Annotated in this window: 12 protein-coding genes and 1 pseudogene; 6 read left to right on the forward strand and 7 right to left on the reverse strand. The window is 43.9% G+C overall.

Features of this window, described 5'->3' with window-relative positions:
- The first annotated feature begins 27 nt into the window (after positions 1-27).
- Positions 28-1,803, forward strand: coding sequence for an extracellular solute-binding protein (locus AC0MA3_RS11895; protein ID WP_474656343.1), 1,776 nt, complete (start codon positions 28-30; stop codon positions 1,801-1,803).
- A 425-nt stretch (positions 1,804-2,228) separates the two neighbouring features.
- On the opposite strand, the gene AC0MA3_RS11900 is transcribed toward AC0MA3_RS11895, so the two are convergent.
- Positions 2,229-3,152, reverse strand: a complete 924-nt coding sequence (locus AC0MA3_RS11900) for an AraC family transcriptional regulator (protein WP_474656344.1) — start codon at positions 3,150-3,152, stop codon at positions 2,229-2,231.
- Positions 3,153-3,274: 122 nt separating this feature from the next.
- Between AC0MA3_RS11900 and AC0MA3_RS11905 the strand changes: the two genes are divergently transcribed.
- Entirely contained in the window at positions 3,275-4,456 is a 1,182-nt protein-coding gene (locus tag AC0MA3_RS11905) for an MFS transporter (RefSeq protein ID WP_474656345.1), read from the forward strand.
- A 373-nt stretch (positions 4,457-4,829) separates the two neighbouring features.
- Here the strand turns inward: AC0MA3_RS11905 and AC0MA3_RS11910 are convergent, their stop codons facing one another.
- Entirely contained in the window at positions 4,830-5,705 is an 876-nt protein-coding gene (locus tag AC0MA3_RS11910; RefSeq protein ID WP_474656346.1) for an AraC family transcriptional regulator, read from the reverse strand.
- A gap of 184 nt (positions 5,706-5,889) precedes the next feature.
- Between AC0MA3_RS11910 and AC0MA3_RS11915 the strand changes: the two genes are divergently transcribed.
- The 3 genes and pseudogenes from AC0MA3_RS11915 (at position 5,890) to AC0MA3_RS11925 (ending at position 7,866) form a co-directional block, all read left to right on the forward strand.
- Positions 5,890-6,603, forward strand: coding sequence for an SDR family oxidoreductase (locus AC0MA3_RS11915; protein WP_474656347.1), 714 nt, complete (start codon positions 5,890-5,892; stop codon positions 6,601-6,603).
- A pseudogene (locus AC0MA3_RS11920) lies at positions 6,585-6,767 on the forward strand (IS5/IS1182 family transposase); the annotation flags it as partial. The gene AC0MA3_RS11915 and the pseudogene AC0MA3_RS11920, both read left to right, overlap by 19 nt.
- A gap of 655 nt (positions 6,768-7,422) precedes the next feature.
- Positions 7,423-7,866 carry an NADPH-dependent FMN reductase gene (locus AC0MA3_RS11925; protein WP_474656348.1) on the forward strand — a complete coding sequence of 148 codons (444 nt, stop codon included), beginning with the start codon at positions 7,423-7,425 and terminating at the stop codon, positions 7,864-7,866.
- A gap of 182 nt (positions 7,867-8,048) precedes the next feature.
- Here AC0MA3_RS11925 and AC0MA3_RS11930 read toward each other — a convergent pair whose 3' ends face one another.
- Positions 8,049-9,014, reverse strand: a complete 966-nt coding sequence (locus tag AC0MA3_RS11930) for an SDR family NAD(P)-dependent oxidoreductase (RefSeq protein ID WP_474656349.1) — start codon at positions 9,012-9,014, stop codon at positions 8,049-8,051.
- 164 nt (positions 9,015-9,178) lie between these two features.
- On the opposite strand from AC0MA3_RS11930, the gene AC0MA3_RS11935 reads away from it, so the two are divergent.
- Complete coding sequence (locus tag AC0MA3_RS11935) at positions 9,179-10,402, forward strand: helix-turn-helix domain-containing protein (RefSeq protein ID WP_474656350.1); 1,224 nt, start codon at positions 9,179-9,181, stop codon at positions 10,400-10,402.
- 914 nt (positions 10,403-11,316) lie between these two features.
- Here AC0MA3_RS11935 and AC0MA3_RS11940 read toward each other — a convergent pair.
- The 4 genes from AC0MA3_RS11940 to AC0MA3_RS11955 form a co-directional block, all read right to left on the reverse strand.
- The gene (locus tag AC0MA3_RS11940) at positions 11,317-12,330 is read right to left on the reverse strand and encodes a hypothetical protein (RefSeq protein ID WP_474656351.1); all 1,014 of its coding nucleotides are present in this window, start codon (positions 12,328-12,330) and stop codon (positions 11,317-11,319) included.
- A 96-nt stretch (positions 12,331-12,426) separates the two neighbouring features.
- A complete protein-coding gene (locus tag AC0MA3_RS11945) occupies positions 12,427-14,241 on the reverse strand; it encodes a VirB4 family type IV secretion system protein (protein WP_474656352.1) in 1,815 nt (604 codons plus the stop codon).
- A 13-nt stretch (positions 14,242-14,254) separates the two neighbouring features.
- Complete coding sequence (locus AC0MA3_RS11950; RefSeq protein WP_474656353.1) at positions 14,255-15,076, reverse strand: C39 family peptidase; 822 nt, start codon at positions 15,074-15,076, stop codon at positions 14,255-14,257.
- A 2-nt stretch (positions 15,077-15,078) separates the two neighbouring features.
- Complete coding sequence (locus AC0MA3_RS11955) at positions 15,079-15,750, reverse strand: TraC-like domain-containing protein (protein ID WP_474656354.1); 672 nt, start codon at positions 15,748-15,750, stop codon at positions 15,079-15,081.
- Between the last annotated feature and the right edge of the window lie 17 nt (positions 15,751-15,767).

Consider the following 15,767-nt stretch of genomic DNA (forward strand, 5'->3'; position numbering starts at 1 on the left):
AGTATGAACAGGGGAGGATTTAGACAAATGAAAAAGAAAATGCTTGGTTCTGCGCTGCTTATTCTGATGAGTGCAATGCTCGTATTAACATCAGCCTGCAGCAATAATAGCGGTGGGAATTCGGCGAATAATGGAACAACTACTCCAACTTCTTCTAACAACGCAAGTGCAGATGCGAAAGATAAAAAGGAAATTACGATTGATGTGTTCTCCACACTGGCTAACTATGCTGGGGAGCAGCCCGGATGGTTCGCCAAGCTGGTCAAAGACAAGTTCAATATTAAGCTGAACATCATTGCCTCGAACCTGGCCGGCGGGCAGCAAAAGATTGCGACCATGATGGCTTCCGGAGACCTTGGGGATCTGGTGGTATTCGGATCCAATGGAAAAGACTATCAGGATGCAATCAAAGCGGGTCTGCTGCTGGATTTCAACAAAGATGATATGCTAAATAAGTATGGTCAAGGCCTACTCGCTAATGCTCCTGAAGCGATCGAAGCGAATAAAAAGCAATTTGGAGGCGGCACGGCGGTGTACGGAGTCGGATTCGATGTGGGAACAGGCGAAGGGCCATCCGAAGGCGCGACTATGACCTACGGCCCGAATCTCCGCTGGGACTTGTACCAGAAGCTAGGCAGTCCGGAAATTAAAACACTTAATGATTACCTGCCACTGCTGAAGAAGATGCAGGAGCTCGAGCCAAAAAGTGAGAATGGCCGGCCGACCTATGGGATTTCCCTGTGGTCCGACTGGGACGGCACTTACATGACACTGGCTAAAGTTATCGCCCAGTTCCACGGATATAATGAAGGCGACGGCCTGAATCCGGCTGGACTGACTCTGACCCACCAGAATGAAGATGAATGGCAGGGCGTTCTTGATGAAGATGGCTATTATCTTGAAGGACTGAAATTCTACTACGATGCGAATCAGATGGGCCTACTCGATCCGGACTCTTTAACGCAGAAGTTCTCGGATGTCTCCAACAAGATCAAGGACGGGCAAGTCTTCTTCTCCCATTTCCCATGGGTGGATAACGTGTACAACACTCCTGAACGTACAGCTGAAGGTAAGGGCTTTGCACTTGTGCCATTTTCCGAGGAGAAAATCACCTCTTACGGACAGAGTCCGTATGGCGGCAACCGGGTATGGGCAATCGGCGCAAAAGCCAAGGAACCTGAACGGATCATGGAATTCCTGAGCTGGCTGTATTCTCCGGAAGGTGTGATGGAATCCAACTATGGTCCTAAGGGATTGGCGTGGGATATAGATGAGAGCGGGAAGCCGTTCGTTACTGATTTCGGCTGGAAGGCGCTTCCTGCGAATGCTGAACCGGTACCGGCGGAATACGGCGGAGGCACGTTCAAGGACGGTACGAATCAGATTAATAATACGACTCTTAAGCTGACCAATATCAACCCGGATACTGGTGAAACGTACGACTACAATCTGTGGCCATCGACGTTGAACCATGATCCAGACCCGGTTACGAAGAGCTGGCGTGAAGCAATGGGTGTAATGACAGCGAAGGACTATTTTGTGAAGAACAATATGATTGAAGTCTCGAAGCCATTCTTTACAACAGAAACCCCGGTTACCGTTCCTGCTCAACTGCAGCAGAAGATCGACGGAATCGGCAAGATCATCAAGGAATACTCCTGGAAAATGATCTTTGCCAAGAACGATGCTGAATATAACAAGCTTAAGGCTGATATGATTTCAAAATCCAAAGGTCTTGGTTATGACGAAGCTGTTGAATTTGAAGTTGGCAATGCTGAAAAAATGGTATTCCCTTACAGATAAACATCTGTATTTGTGCACCCGTACCAGTTCATCTGGTACGGGTGTTTACTTATAATAAGGTCGGTCTCTAGATGATTCAGTTTATGCGGCTGGCGGATTTGCTTTCTATTGCTGAAAAGCGGAGATTACAATATTAGGTGATGCTATTGCTTCATCCGGAAATAATCTGGCGCGGATTAGTATAAGCGTAAACGGTCAACGGGTTATCGATGCAGAGTGGATCGACCGCTTAAAACATATACTATATTTGAAAGCGATACTGCTCATGTTAATAAAGTAAATGTGATAAAGCTATCAGAGGTGGCGATGTCAACGGGTCGGTAAGTCTGAAGAAGAATTTGATAACAACGGATCCTGATAAATTGTATTGAGGTGTAAAAAAGACGACATTCGCCCTATTATTTTAGAGTGAACGTTGTCTTTTCTTAGTTATAGATTTTTGCTTTGGGGAATTTATAAACCTGCTGCTGAGAAATTTCTCCTACGAAAAGTGGTGGGGGTGATACCATATGTTTTTTGAATAATCGATTGAAATAGCTAGAACTTTCAAAACCAACGGAGAGCGATACTTCTGACATAGAATTATCTGTGGTCAGAAGCCGTTTAGAAGCTTTGTCTAATCGGAATTTATTTAAATAACCTATTGGAGAAATTGCTATTTCCTCCCTGAAACAACGCAACGCTTCGTTCTTGCTTATGTTCGCCGCTGATGCGATATCAACGAGGCTTAGCTTTTGTGAATAATTACTACTAATGAATTGCAGCATTGCTCTTAACCTAACTTGAGTGGAAATACTTGTGGTTTGAGATGAGTGGATGCAAAAGGTACGGTTTACATAAAGAATACGCCATATAGAGGTTAAGGATTGCTGCACATCTAATTCTCTAGTTTCATCATCAGACTGCATTAATTCAATCACCAAATGAAGCTTCTCCAAGATTTCTTTTTGCCAATCTACGTCATCTGATAATGGGAGATAGGCAATTTCAGAGCATATAATTGGCTCCACTATTTTTCGGTAAACGGCTTGGTTTAATCCAGAGATGATTTCTGAAGAAAAAACAATATTGGGAATTATTGTTTTTTCGGTTGCTTCATAACCATGAATAGATTTTGAATTAATAAAAATTCCGTTTCCTTGACTCAGTGGGATAAAGTGATTCCCTATTTGAAAAGTTGCTGTTCCTTTAAGAACATATGCGAATTCAACTTCGCTATGCCAATGTTGATTGACTTTATTGCTCCCGAATATATCGATATCATCCAGATAGTATTCAATAGAAAAATCATCGGAGCCGTGTGGTGCTATTTCCCTGAGCTGCTGATCTGTTTTTACGATTTGTTTCATGTCAAACTATCTCCATTTTAAGTGATATTGTGCAATTATCTCATTGTATATTACAAGATCGGGAAAAGGAATAGTGATAATATGCAAATAATACAAAAGAGATTATATTGGAGGAATCATGTATGGCAACAATGCTATTAATTATTGTTTATATTGCATTTATTAGTCTGGGACTACCTGATTCACTGTTTGGAACAGCATGGCCGGCTATTAATGCTGAATTTGGATTACAGGTATCATCCGCAGGATTCGTCACTTTTGTAATATCTGGCTGTACCATAATTTCAAGTTTATTTTCTGCAAAGATTATAAATAGATTAGGAACAGGGATGGTAGCGGCAATCAGTGTAACGATGACCACAATAGCATTGTTCGGTTTTTCAATTTCTCCAAACTTATTATGGCTTTGTACATTTGCCCTACCCTTGGGACTTGGTGCAGGTAGCGTAGACTCAGCTCTAAATAACTATGTAGCCCTGAACTATAAAGCGGTTCATATGAACCTACTCCATTGTTTCTATGGAGTGGGAGTCTCTTTGAGTCCTTATTTGATGTCGGTCGCACTGTCTGGTGACAATAATTGGAGGGCGGGGTACCGCGTAGTATTCTTTATTCAGGGTTTTATTGCGTTGATAACGATTTTCTCTCTTCCCGTTTGGAAAAAAATCAGAAATGAAAACAAAGCATCTGAGCAGGAAACATACAGAGTTGTGAGTATTTCTTATCTTTTCAAGCTGCCTGCGGCAAGGGCTGTTTGGTTATTCTTCTTTAGCTCGTGTGCAATTGAAAGTACGGTTGGGGTGTGGGGCAGCACTTTTCTTGTTGATGGAAAAGGAATGTCAGGTGAAGATGCTGCAAAATTCATCACGATTTATTATGTTGGAATGGCACTTGGAAGGCTGCTGTCAGGAATTCTAGCAAACAAATTATCAAGTTGGAAACTAATTCATATCGGTCTAGGCATTGTTTGCATGGCTATTATCGTATTAGTGCTACCATATGCATCTTTCGTCTCGGCGTTTGCTTTGTTCCTTATAGGTTTTGGAAATGGACCAGTATTTCCAAACCTAATTCATTTAACACCAATACATTTCGGTAGAGAGCTATCTCATTCTATGATGGGCACACAAATGGCTGCTGCATATATAGGCATTACTTTCATCCCGCCGGTATTCGGCATTTTAGCTCAGCAACTGGGGGCATCCTTTTTCCCAATGTTTGTTTTGTTATTAATTTTAATCATGATATTTTCTACATTACTATTAAAAAAAATATTGAAAGAACAGATTAAGCCTAGATATTAGGTAAAAAAGATTTACAGCAAAAGCCCCTTCTGCCATTTCGGTGGAAGGGCCAGTTCAAAAAAATGCTGTTGCACCTGCGGGTTAAATTCGAGTTCTATGCTTCGCATGTCCTTCGGGACGCCGAAGTAATATGCCTATGCTCAAATGACAGGCGTTGGGTTTACAGGTGGGCTGGGTTTGACGCTTACGTATTAAACCTTGTACAGTCAGGGTTTTAGCAGTTTATCCTTTTAATTTTGTTGAAGTGTATAGTCAAGGGGAAATGACATGGCCTTCTTAATAAGCTCGTATTCATCGTAATGATCTTTGATAATAGCTCAGTTATTTCCTTAAGGGTGAGTGCGTTTTGTAATGCCTTTATTTTGTAATGCCTTTAAATTGTTTCACCGAATCGGCGTACGTCTCGAATCGGCGGTTGTCCGAACAGGCGCGCATACTCGCGGTTGAACTGTGTGGCGCTCTCGTAACCAACCTGATAAGCGACACTAGTCGCATCGCTCGTAGTTGTGAGTAGAAGCTTCCGAGCTTCTGTCAGCCGAAGCCGTTTTTGGTACTGGAGGGGAGTCATTGCTGTCACTTCCTTGAAGCAGGCAAAAAAAGACGATGTACTCATCTGGGCTGCTTCAGCCAACTTCTCCACCCGCATAGGTTCCGTATAGTGTTGATTCATCCATTCAATCACATGGGCGATTCGCTGCGCGCGGCTGCCTAACAGAGCGAACTGCCGTATGACGTTACCATGCTCGGTCTGTAGCATGCGGTAAAGAATTTCGCGTACAGCATAGGGAGCTAGTACGGGCAGGTCGTCCGGGGTATCCAGCAAGCGGATCAGCCGCAAGATAGCTTCATGAAGGGAATCGCTCATTCGGCTAATGACCAGGGCACGGTGAGGTTCCGGACGAGTGCTTCCTTTTGAATAGGATTGTTGAATCACATCTAGAATTTGTTCAATTTCAAATTGAAGTTGCAGAGACAAGTAAGGGGTCTGCGTCGAGGCTTCAACCACTTGTCCAGTAATCGGCAGGTGCACAGAAGCGGCCAGGTAGCTTCCCGGTCGATAAGTATAGCTTTCTGATCCCAGCAGCACTTGCTTGGTGCCTTGGGCAATCACGCATAGAGAAGGTTTATATACCACAGGAACCGGCTCAGATATTTCAGAAGAACGAACAAAAGAAAGATCAGGATAGGCAGTAATGTAAGTCCCATCTTGTATCGCAAAACGTTTGATTTGTCTGGCCAACTCGGTCAATCCTAGTTCTCCATTCTATTCAATTTATAATTCACTTTATTACATTTTGGAGGAATAGGCAATCCTACTGCATCTTTCGGCTACCGCATGATGCGTAGTTACCGCCATAATGAACATGTAACAAGCAACATAATTAAAAAACGATGAAGGAGAGATATGCATGTCTGGATAAAAAGGGAAAGTAGTGCTGATTACCGGTGCCAGTAGCGGCATCGGCGAAGCAACCGCCAGATGGATCGCTGGACGGGGAGCCAAGGTAGTGCTCGGAGCGAGACGGACGGATCGATTGGAGAAGTTGGCGGAAGAGATCAGAAATGAAGGCGGAACGGCGGAATACCACTCGCTTGATGTAACGGATCTGGAACAGATGCAAGCGGTCGTTCAGTTCACATTGGATCGCTTCGGACGCCTAGATGCCCTCGTTAACAACGCAGGTGTGATGCCCTTGTCATCGCTAGATGCATTGAAGGTCGAGGAGTGGAACCGCATGATTGATGTCAATATTCGCGGAGTGTTGCACGGGATCGGTGCTGTTATTCCCGTGATGAAGGAACAGAACTTTGGCCATATTATCAACGTTTCCTCAGTGGGTGGCTATATTGTATTCCAAAAATCAGCGGTGTATTGCGCCACCAAGTTTGCGGTTCGGGCAATCACAGAGGGATTACGCCAGGATATGGGAGGTATAATCCGTACAACTGTTATTTCTCCGGGAGTTACCGAATCTGAACTGGCAGATACCATTACGGATGAAGCGGCCCGCGATATGATGGAATCTTTCCGCGATAATCCTCTGCCTGCTTCCGGCATAGCCCGCGCCATTGCTTATGCCCTTGAACAGCCAGCGGAAGTAGATGTAAATGAATTGATTGTGCGTTCGGCTGGGCATCCGGCTTAAACTACTTAGATTGCGGAAAGAGCGGCGCTATCCCCCTAGCCGTGGCGATTGATGGGGCGAATCGACATGACATTAAGCTGCTTCAGTTGACGTTGTCCGAGCCTGTGTTGGAGCGACAGAAACCCGACGAGGCGAGTCCGCAGCACTTGTGTCTGGACAAGGGTCTTCTGCGTCTCTGGGGGAGAAGGTAGAAACGAGTGAAACTGGCTTAGCATTTGCTGCAACTGTCTCACCAGAATGGGGTAGGTGACGCAATCTAAGAGTCGCTGCTAGGGACAATTTCTAGATTGGAGCACTGGCTTTTTGGCAGTAGCATTTCTGTTCTATCATCACCGGCCTAAGGCAGTTTCCCCTTCAGAATACAATAGGAATCGGACCTTGTCGTCGTTTAGCATTCTGGCCGTAGTCAAAAAGCGGAAAACCCCATTTTAACGTCATTCCAGCTACCTTCAGCATCCGCAAGTATGGAAATGCTAATTATTTACTGCTCCAAGATGATGAGCTAAAAGAAACGATCCCCTTCACCGTTCAGTAAAGGGGATCATTTTAGCTTATAGGGGGATTTGTGCTATAGAATGATGGTGTAGCTGAGAGAGAAAGCGTTCCATAGAGAATCTTCTAACTCAATTCGCTTTATTTCATTCAATTAATCTATTGATCTAGTCATCTTTTCTTCTTCGCTTCTCGCAAATCGCACAAAATTATAATTTAAGATACATATGTGCAATAAAATGTGGCAAAAATGATCTACAATATTTTTAGAGAGACGGTATGTACTCGTCAACAACACATGTTGGTTGTAAAAGGAGATTTCAGACTATGAATGTTATGTTTATAGCAGGTAGTAACCGTAAGGAGGCAATTAGCACGAGTCTATCGGAATATGTAGCTTCTTTAATAAGATCTCAAGGCCATCAGACTACAATATTTGATTTGTATAAAAAGCCGCTACCGTTCTACTCACCAGATGGCGAGTATAGTACTACAGACACGGACACTATTTTGGAGCTACATCAGGAAATGAAGGCGGCAGAGGCCATTGTGCTGGCGACGCCGGAATATCACTGCGGCATATCAGGTGTTCTTAAAAATGCACTGGATCATTTGAATTATGGACACTTCCACGGCAAGGTTGTCCTATCAATCAGCTCAGCAGGGGGGGGCCACAGGAACACGTTCCTTGCAGCAGTTGCAAGCGATTGTACGCAATCTGCACGGAATAAACTTACCGGATTGGGTGTCAATCGGCGGCGAGCAGCATGATTGGTTTAAGGAGCCGCAAATTCTATACCGGGTCCAAGCGGCAACCCGAGCATTTTTAGACCTGGCAGCGCGAGTGAGATGAAGTAGGTATTCAAGAAAGAGCTGTTTTAGGAGAACAATTATGGAAACGGCCATCACTCTGTAAAGATCAGAATGATGGCCATTTCTACTTTATCTGCTGTTTAAAAGTGTTCGCCGACAAGCTCCTCACTCTTTGTCCAAAGCAGCCTGGCGCGTTCGGGATCAACTGCATAGGACATTACGGCATCACGTAGCCCAGGCGCATCATCAATGGGCACCACCCGGCAGTCTTGGCAGTAATGTCCGCCAATCTCAGTCCCATCGGCTACTACTGCTGCCCAAACGGATGTTGCTGCGACCTGAGGAATCGTCTTAAATTCGGATGGAGGGAGATCTGCCCCAGCGTTCTCGATCTCGATTCTGTTTTGGAGCGCCGCTAAATCTTCTTCCGACAAATGTTGGGCAAGACCGGTATAGGCTACGCCAGGCATAAGAGAACACGCGCGTATGCCACGTTCACGATACCGCCGGTCAAATTCGACAGCGAATAATACAACAGCGGTTTTGGCTCCCCCATAGCTGATCCAAGGATCATAAGGTCTTTTCTCAAAATTGGGATCATCTAGATCAATATCGGCCCAACGATGGCCATTGGAAGAAACGGTCACAAGACGTCCGCCTTCACGGATTAGAGAGGCAATACGATTAACTAAAACAAAGTGGCCTAGATGGTTTGTACCCAGCTGTGTTTCGAAGCCATCTTTGGTTTTTCCGAATGGGGTCGCCATTACACCAGCGTTCGTGATAATGGCATCGAAGGTACGACCATCGGCCAAGAGCTGGTCGGCTGCCGCACGAACGCTTTCCAGGTCAGCCAGATCAAGCGCGATAACCTCGAAGCTGCCGCCACTCTCTTGGGCTGTAGCGCGCACTTCACCTGTAGCGTCAGCAGCCTTTTTCAGATTGCGTGCGGTACCCACTACCTCCGCTCCATGGGCTACTAGGGCCCGAGCAGTCTCAATACCCATGCCGGATGACACTCCAGTCACAAGATAGCGTTTATTTTTAAGATCAATGCCTGCAAGAACATCTTCTGTTGTCGACTTCGCATTAAAATGTACAGTCATGGTATCCTCTCCTGTTATCAAATTGGGGGGGCAGTAAATAACTACAGATTGCTTTGTTACTTCAACTTCTATACCAATTGTAGACATGATGTAATTTCATTTATTGCATTTTTGTTTCTTTGATTATATATTAGTGACATAAAATTATTGGTGCATTACGCTGCATGGCTTTAGCAGATCCACATCAAGGAGGCAAACGTATGCTTGATTTTACAAAGTACTGCGAATATTTATATCAAACATTCTATATTCCCGTTTATTTGTATGAACACAATCATCTAAAGGTTTGTTACCCTGAACAGAATACGGATACTTTGCCGCCCCAATCTTATTTATCGCAATTATGGGACACGCCGAATTCGGTGTCTTATACTTTGACATCGTTTCATTCTTTCTATGGTTGCATAAAAATTGAACAATATGACTATTCGCTCGTCATAGGTCCGATTAGCAATATTTCTTATACAGCAGAATGGATAGAGGAGATAAGAAAAGAATTATCGGTGGATTCTTCAAAAATGGAGAAATTTTCTGCATTCTTCTATAATATACCCACGCAAAATTTTGATGTTTTTATAAACTCGTTGCTTTTCATTAATTTTACTTTGAATAATGTAGAGGGTACGACAAGGGACATCTCCGCTTGTACGAAAGGAAAAATGAAGCATTCTATTCATCAGCAATATTCAACAGACGCCTATGTGAATAAAGAGGAAGAGCTGTTGAACAATAATCATGCCATGGAAACGGAAATGTTTCATTATGTGGAGACCGGAAATTTGGATGGGCTGGGAATATTGACGGACAGAGTAAAAAAAGCGGGGATATGCATCAATGAGAGTGATACTCTCCGACAGGTGCGAAATAAATTCATCGCCAAAATCGCCCTGATTTCGCGTGCTGCAATCAAAGGAGGGCTTGCTCCCAGCATCTCATATCAGCTGTATGATGTTTACCTGGAACATGTCGAGCGGATAACGGATATTTCTTCTATCTCTTATTTGTTTGGCCAGGTGCTGAGGGACTACACTCACCGCGTCAAAAATTCCAATTCGTTTTCCAGGCTGGATCATATTTTGTATCAGGCCATTCAATATATTGAGGAGAATACGAACAAGAAGATCGCCGTTGCGGATGTAGCAAACCATATAGGCTACAACCGCTCCCATCTGTCCCGAAAGTTCTCGAAAGCACTGGGACGTAATCTGAGCGATTTTATTAAAGAGCGGAAGCTGGAGGAGGGCAAAGATCTGCTTGCATTCTCCGACAAAAGCATCAGCGAAATCAGTGCATATCTGTGCTTCTCCAGCCAAAGCCATTTTCAAAAAGCATTTAAAGAGCATTTTAACATTACACCTCATGCTTTCAGAAAATCTGTATTGTTGTGAGAAGACTGGATTTTTTAATACAGCATACCGAAAGGAAATCATGAGATAATTCTAGATTATATAGGTTGAACTTGTAATCTTAATACTCGAATAAGTAAATGATCAATTACTTCAAATGGAGATTGATTTAGTTGTTTCATAAAAGAAGAAACATGAGAGCGAATGACATAGAACTTATGAAAGAAGACATTATCCACCACAACATGCTTGAGCCATTTTCACAAACCTTCGGTGGGGTTCAGTTCCGGACTAAACATAGGCAGGTAGATTAGACGAAGTTTCAGATACTGTTTCAGGAGCGCTTTAATTTCTTCCACATGATGCGGGCGTTTTCTAGTACAACAGCAATTTTCCAGGAGTAGGCATTCAGAATATCGGTCAAAAAACGATGAAACGCCGAGGCGTCGAGTATTTCCTCTTCCCGGTGAGTCATACTTTGGCTACGTCCTTGGGTCTATACGTTTTGGCAAATTTTTGAAGAATTCGAGCTCAAAAAAGCCTTAGCGTCCATGTGTAACTGGCCTCAAAACCGACATCGGCGGGCGCTTCTCCGCAACGACTTGCCGAAGCTGTTCCTCTTGTTGGTTTGTTGGTCGGTTAGTTTCTTTGGGCGAGGAGGGCGTGAACTAAATTCCAGTCCCTTAGTCGTGGTCTTCATGGCCGCAGTAAGCTTTTCTACCGTCATTACAATCTCCTCTTTTCAGGTATTTACTACATTTTAATTGGAGAGTGCTGAACTTCGGAAATTGCCGAGAAAAAGAAAGATTTAGATTTTGTATTTATATAGAGAGTTGACATCTTAGCGAATTTACAAAACAATCTATTGTGATTTTAATGATTATGTTTATTACGAGTTCTCCTAATTCACTAAAAACAATTTATGAGGGTCAACTCTATAAGGATCGTAGATCTATTTATAATTGGGTGATATGCTTATTAAGCAGTTTTTGATAAAAAGCTCCGTTGGCAACCCAATCAAATAAGCCATGGGAAGATTCAGCAAAATTTATTCGTGAATCAATGGTTTCAAGCATGAATGGTTTTAAGTCTGTAGGAACAAAGAAACCTAGTGACTGTACAGGAAGACTTTTACAACGTTCGATAGCTCGATAAAATTGCGCCAAATCATAGGGCATTGCAGAACCACATAAAATTCGAATGTCGGCCGAAGAAAAACTCTCCTGAATGCGTTCGCCGAGCACCCCACAATCCATCACAATGACGTTGTAATTCCGGTTCAAGCCTTTTGTCATATAAATATCATTATCTTCCAATCTATAGGCGTTTCCAGTCTTCTCTGGTTTAAATAGATGAATGATATGAGCCAAGTGGTTATTTGAATTAGCCTCTACATAGCAAGCAGTACCACCATGCGCGTTGATCCAACAAACCAAATTCATTGCGGTTGTTGTAGTTCCCACGCGCCGATCACTACCGGCGACGGCAATCCTCAGATTGGTGCAATCGAATTTATACTTTGTCTGTTCGGGATGAAGTTGAGAAGATCCTTTTTTCGCTACTACCTCGGCAGGTGCAGTTAGCTTAAATCTCTGCATGCCATCATCCGAAAAGCACTCATTCAACTCGTCTTGGATTTGTCCGATTTCCGAAGCCGTTACAATCTCAAAGATGCCGATCTGAGTTAACTGCTGAACTAAGGGGCTGCCAGCTGGCAGCCCCTCAGCTATGACAACTACACGCATTTTATAAATCGTCTGATAGGAGAGAAGTGCTTGAATCAAATCCTCATCTGACTCTCTTATTGCGATCCGATCCAGTACGACAAAGTGCGCATGAGAAAAATTCCTCATGTCCTTTACTACAAAGGAAAGAAGGCTAAAGCTTCCGACTAACTTCTTAATGGGAAACTCTTGCTCCAAATAATCCAGTAAATTAACATGAGCTTCACTTGTTAGATATAAGATCATACGTTACCCCTCATTTCATCAGTAAGAGAATGACTCCAACGATCACCAGACCGATGTAAAAGAATAGCTCAATAATCTGTTTGTGTTTGTTCATCGTTAACGTCCTCCCGCGGATCCCATATAAGCAAACTTATAATCGGGAATCTCAAAATGGGCATGGATACGCTTGGAGCCAATCATCAGCAGAGCATGTTCACGCTTCTTGCTGGCCAGCAGTTCTTCCTCAGCATCTGTCAGATTGTAGATTTCTTTAGTCTCCTGAAGATTCTTACCATCTGTCCCCATCAATATTTTAATGCAGGGGATGTCTAGCAAAGCTTGCCCATACATCTTAATTTCTGGAGCAAGAAAATCAACGACGCTATGCGAAACTATAGCTAATGCAGCTTCGTATTTACGAGCGCGCTTTTCAACGTTGCGAAGAAAGACCAAGCTTTGAGGAACCTTTGGGTCGATCATTAAATAGGTTTCGTCGCAGATCAAGAGAACTCGCTCCGTCCGATCCTGGGACATCTGCTCCCAACACCAGGAAAGTAGATTAAAATATTGGGTTCGTTTGATGTTTTCGCTGGTGTTTTGTAGGGAATGCGTATCTAAGCAAATGCAGCGACTACGGGTCTGAATGGTGCTGTGACCATTCCAGAGGAAAGAGTCTCCGCCATTAGCGATGTCAAAAAGTAGGAGTGCTAGCTCTTTGTAAATCTGATCGCCTAAAGCCTGCTCTTTAAACTGAACGAGAGTGTACAAATCACTGAAGGTAGGGAAATCGGTGCTCAGAAGTGTCGAAATATCGGTTGTCCAGGTGATGTGGAATTGATTATACAGTTCGATTAGGCATTGCTTTAGCACAGCAAGCTGCATCATATTCAAATCAGGAAGATATAGATTAAAGAAAATCTCCAGGTTTTTAAGATGCAGGGCCATGTCGGACATGCCGTTTCCTTCATCTTTATAAAGGGGATGTTCTTCTCCCTCTTCATCCCGCGGAGCTGGCCGGATCTGTAGTGGGTTAATTTTGCCGAGGGAACCACCTCCTGCATTAATCCAGTCTCCGCCTAGCTGCTGACAAAGCTCCTTGTACTCTGATTCCGGATCTATGAAGATGATCTTTGTACCTTTCATATATTCGCTCAGTGCAGCATGCTTTACCGCTGTGGACTTACCAACTCCGGCCACACCCATAACAACAATATTGGAATTGGTACGATCTCCACCGCGTTTCCAGGGATCGATGATAATGAGGCCACCACTGGAGTCTTTAGCCAGATAATAACCGGTGCCATCATTAAAACCGCTACTGGCGAACGGAAATCCCCCAACGAAGGTGCTCATGGGCATGATTTTGTTCAAGATGTTTTCAATGGTTTCCTGCGCAGGATACATGGGGGATAACTGCTGCAAACACTCTTTCTGCAAGTGAGCCAGAGTACGAATCTTACAGCGCATCAGACTGAAGGTATTCTCAACTCGCCGGCAGGTCCGAACAAATAGCTTGTCATCATTAGCAAAGGGCATGACCAGTACATTCATAAGCCCGACGGTTTCGCCGTTTTGATCAATTTGAAGCATAATGCTTTCTCCATCTATTGCAGCTTTTTCCGCTCGTTGTCGTGTCAGCGCGTCTTTGGCGTTATCCGCTGTGCTGCGGTTTTGAGTTATGGATTTGGAAATAGATGAGATGAGGGCACTATTGTCGATGGGTTGAAATCCAATGGAAACCATGGTGGAAGGTAAATTAGTGAGAGTGGATAGCCAACCTACATTAGCCTTTGGCGGGTATTGAATGACACCGTACAACTTCGCAGCCTGCTCTCCAATGATCAAGCTATTACGCGAAAACTCTAACCCCATAGGGGTTATCACGTTTAGCAACGAAGCATTTACGTTCGAACCTTTTTGTTCATTCTGCATCTATTGACCTCCCTCAACCTATAATCCAGAACGGACCACCGGCAGAAGCATTCTTCCGGGCTTCGTTCAAGATGATGGAGAAATTCCACACTTGTTCGCTACGTTTGCGGCTGGCCGGATCAGCAATCAAAATTTTCCCTTCTGTGGTAACACCACGCAGCACCATGAAATGCCCTGATGAAGTAAAGTGGCCTTTGCCCATAATAGCGACTACAAGTTTGCCCTGATCTAAGGCATCCATTATCTTTTGCGCTTCCTTGATTGTGGCTCCGGCTACAATGAGTCCAAAATGTTTGGCTCCATCGGGAATCAAGCTATGATAGCTGCCAACTCCTTCTGCCAAGTAGCCATTTTCATATGCCCATTTTGACATCGTTACGGGATCGACGTTGTTCCCTGTCAAAGTTGAAACTACGATAGACAATGAAGTTGGCCCGCAGCCAGCAACACCAATAGTGCTACTTGGGCCGTAGGGCATATCCGCCCAGCGTTTATCGAGTTGATTGTAGTAAACAACTTCAAGGCTTCCATCTTGAAAAGTAACGCCTTCATATTGCTGTCCCAGACTTTCTTGATATCCGTCATCCGAGGATTGAAGTGCTTGAGTGAAGCCGTAGTCCATTCTCAGTTCATCAACTACTGGGGTTTCTTTTGAGTTCAGCATGAGTTTGAGCGATCCAATGGGAGAGGTAAGAATCTGAAGTATCAAAGATATGAGGAGCAGAAAAATAACAATAGGAGCGACAATGAGCATCACGATCCGTTTGCGCGATTCTTCATCGGCTGTAATTCTCGCGGCAAGTTTGAGTATTAGTTTTGTTGTAGCCGGATCCAAAGTTAAACCTCCTTTAACACGGGGATATTGGCTCTGAAGTCTGAGTCTTCTAAATGAATGAAAGAAGGATTATTGACTAAATTGCACAATTGGACAATTTCATGTTGCTTCAATACATGAGCTTGTACTTGTCCCTCTTCAAAATGCTGAACAAGCCGTTTGGCTTTCTCCAACAATTCCCGTTCCCCTTTTTCTTGCTGCTGCCATAGAATCAAATAGAACTGTCGTTCCACTACTTCTCCGGACAAAGCCAAAGTGTTCATTTCTGCAATCTCTTGTCGTAGAAGCTCTTTTTGTTTGAGGTCTGCAGTAGGGATTGCGGTGACAAGTTCGGAGATAAGTGGGGAAATATCAACTGGGCGGCTAACCGCCAAGAACTTGAAGGGAAAGCGGATGGAGGATAATTCGGCTGTTAGTTTATTGATAAGAAGCTTTTTCTCAGAGCTACTGAGTAAATCCATGCTAATCGGGAAAATACGAAGATAGCAGAGCAGCCATCCATCTTGCGTATATAGAAAGTTATCTCGGATTTCTTGAACATTTACGAATTGCTGGGCTGTTTGCCCACTTAGGTTGGTAGGAGATTTGGAGCCGGGCTTGCTTGCTTTCAAGTAAAATAGAACAGCTCCTCCACCGAGAAGGCAGAGGAGCAGCATGACGATAGGAAGCAGCATTGATGCGCCACCATCTT

It is taken from the genome of Paenibacillus sp. LS-5, assembly GCF_056121505.1.

Coding starts and splice junctions, on each gene's coding strand:
- AC0MA3_RS11945 (WP_474656352.1), bottom strand. CDS start 14,241: ATGCAGAATGAACAAAAAGGTTCGAACGTAAATGCTTCGTTGCTAAAC.
- AC0MA3_RS11905 (WP_474656345.1), top strand. CDS start 3,275: ATGGCAACAATGCTATTAATTATTGTTTATATTGCATTTATTAGTCTG.
- AC0MA3_RS11930 (WP_474656349.1), bottom strand. CDS start 9,014: ATGACTGTACATTTTAATGCGAAGTCGACAACAGAAGATGTTCTTGCA.
- AC0MA3_RS11925 (WP_474656348.1), top strand. CDS start 7,423: ATGAATGTTATGTTTATAGCAGGTAGTAACCGTAAGGAGGCAATTAGC.
- AC0MA3_RS11895 (WP_474656343.1), top strand. CDS start 28: ATGAAAAAGAAAATGCTTGGTTCTGCGCTGCTTATTCTGATGAGTGCA.
- AC0MA3_RS11955 (WP_474656354.1), bottom strand. CDS start 15,750: ATGCTGCTTCCTATCGTCATGCTGCTCCTCTGCCTTCTCGGTGGAGGA.
- AC0MA3_RS11935 (WP_474656350.1), top strand. CDS start 9,179: ATGGCTTTAGCAGATCCACATCAAGGAGGCAAACGTATGCTTGATTTT.
- AC0MA3_RS11900 (WP_474656344.1), bottom strand. CDS start 3,152: ATGAAACAAATCGTAAAAACAGATCAGCAGCTCAGGGAAATAGCACCA.
- AC0MA3_RS11940 (WP_474656351.1), bottom strand. CDS start 12,330: ATGATCTTATATCTAACAAGTGAAGCTCATGTTAATTTACTGGATTAT.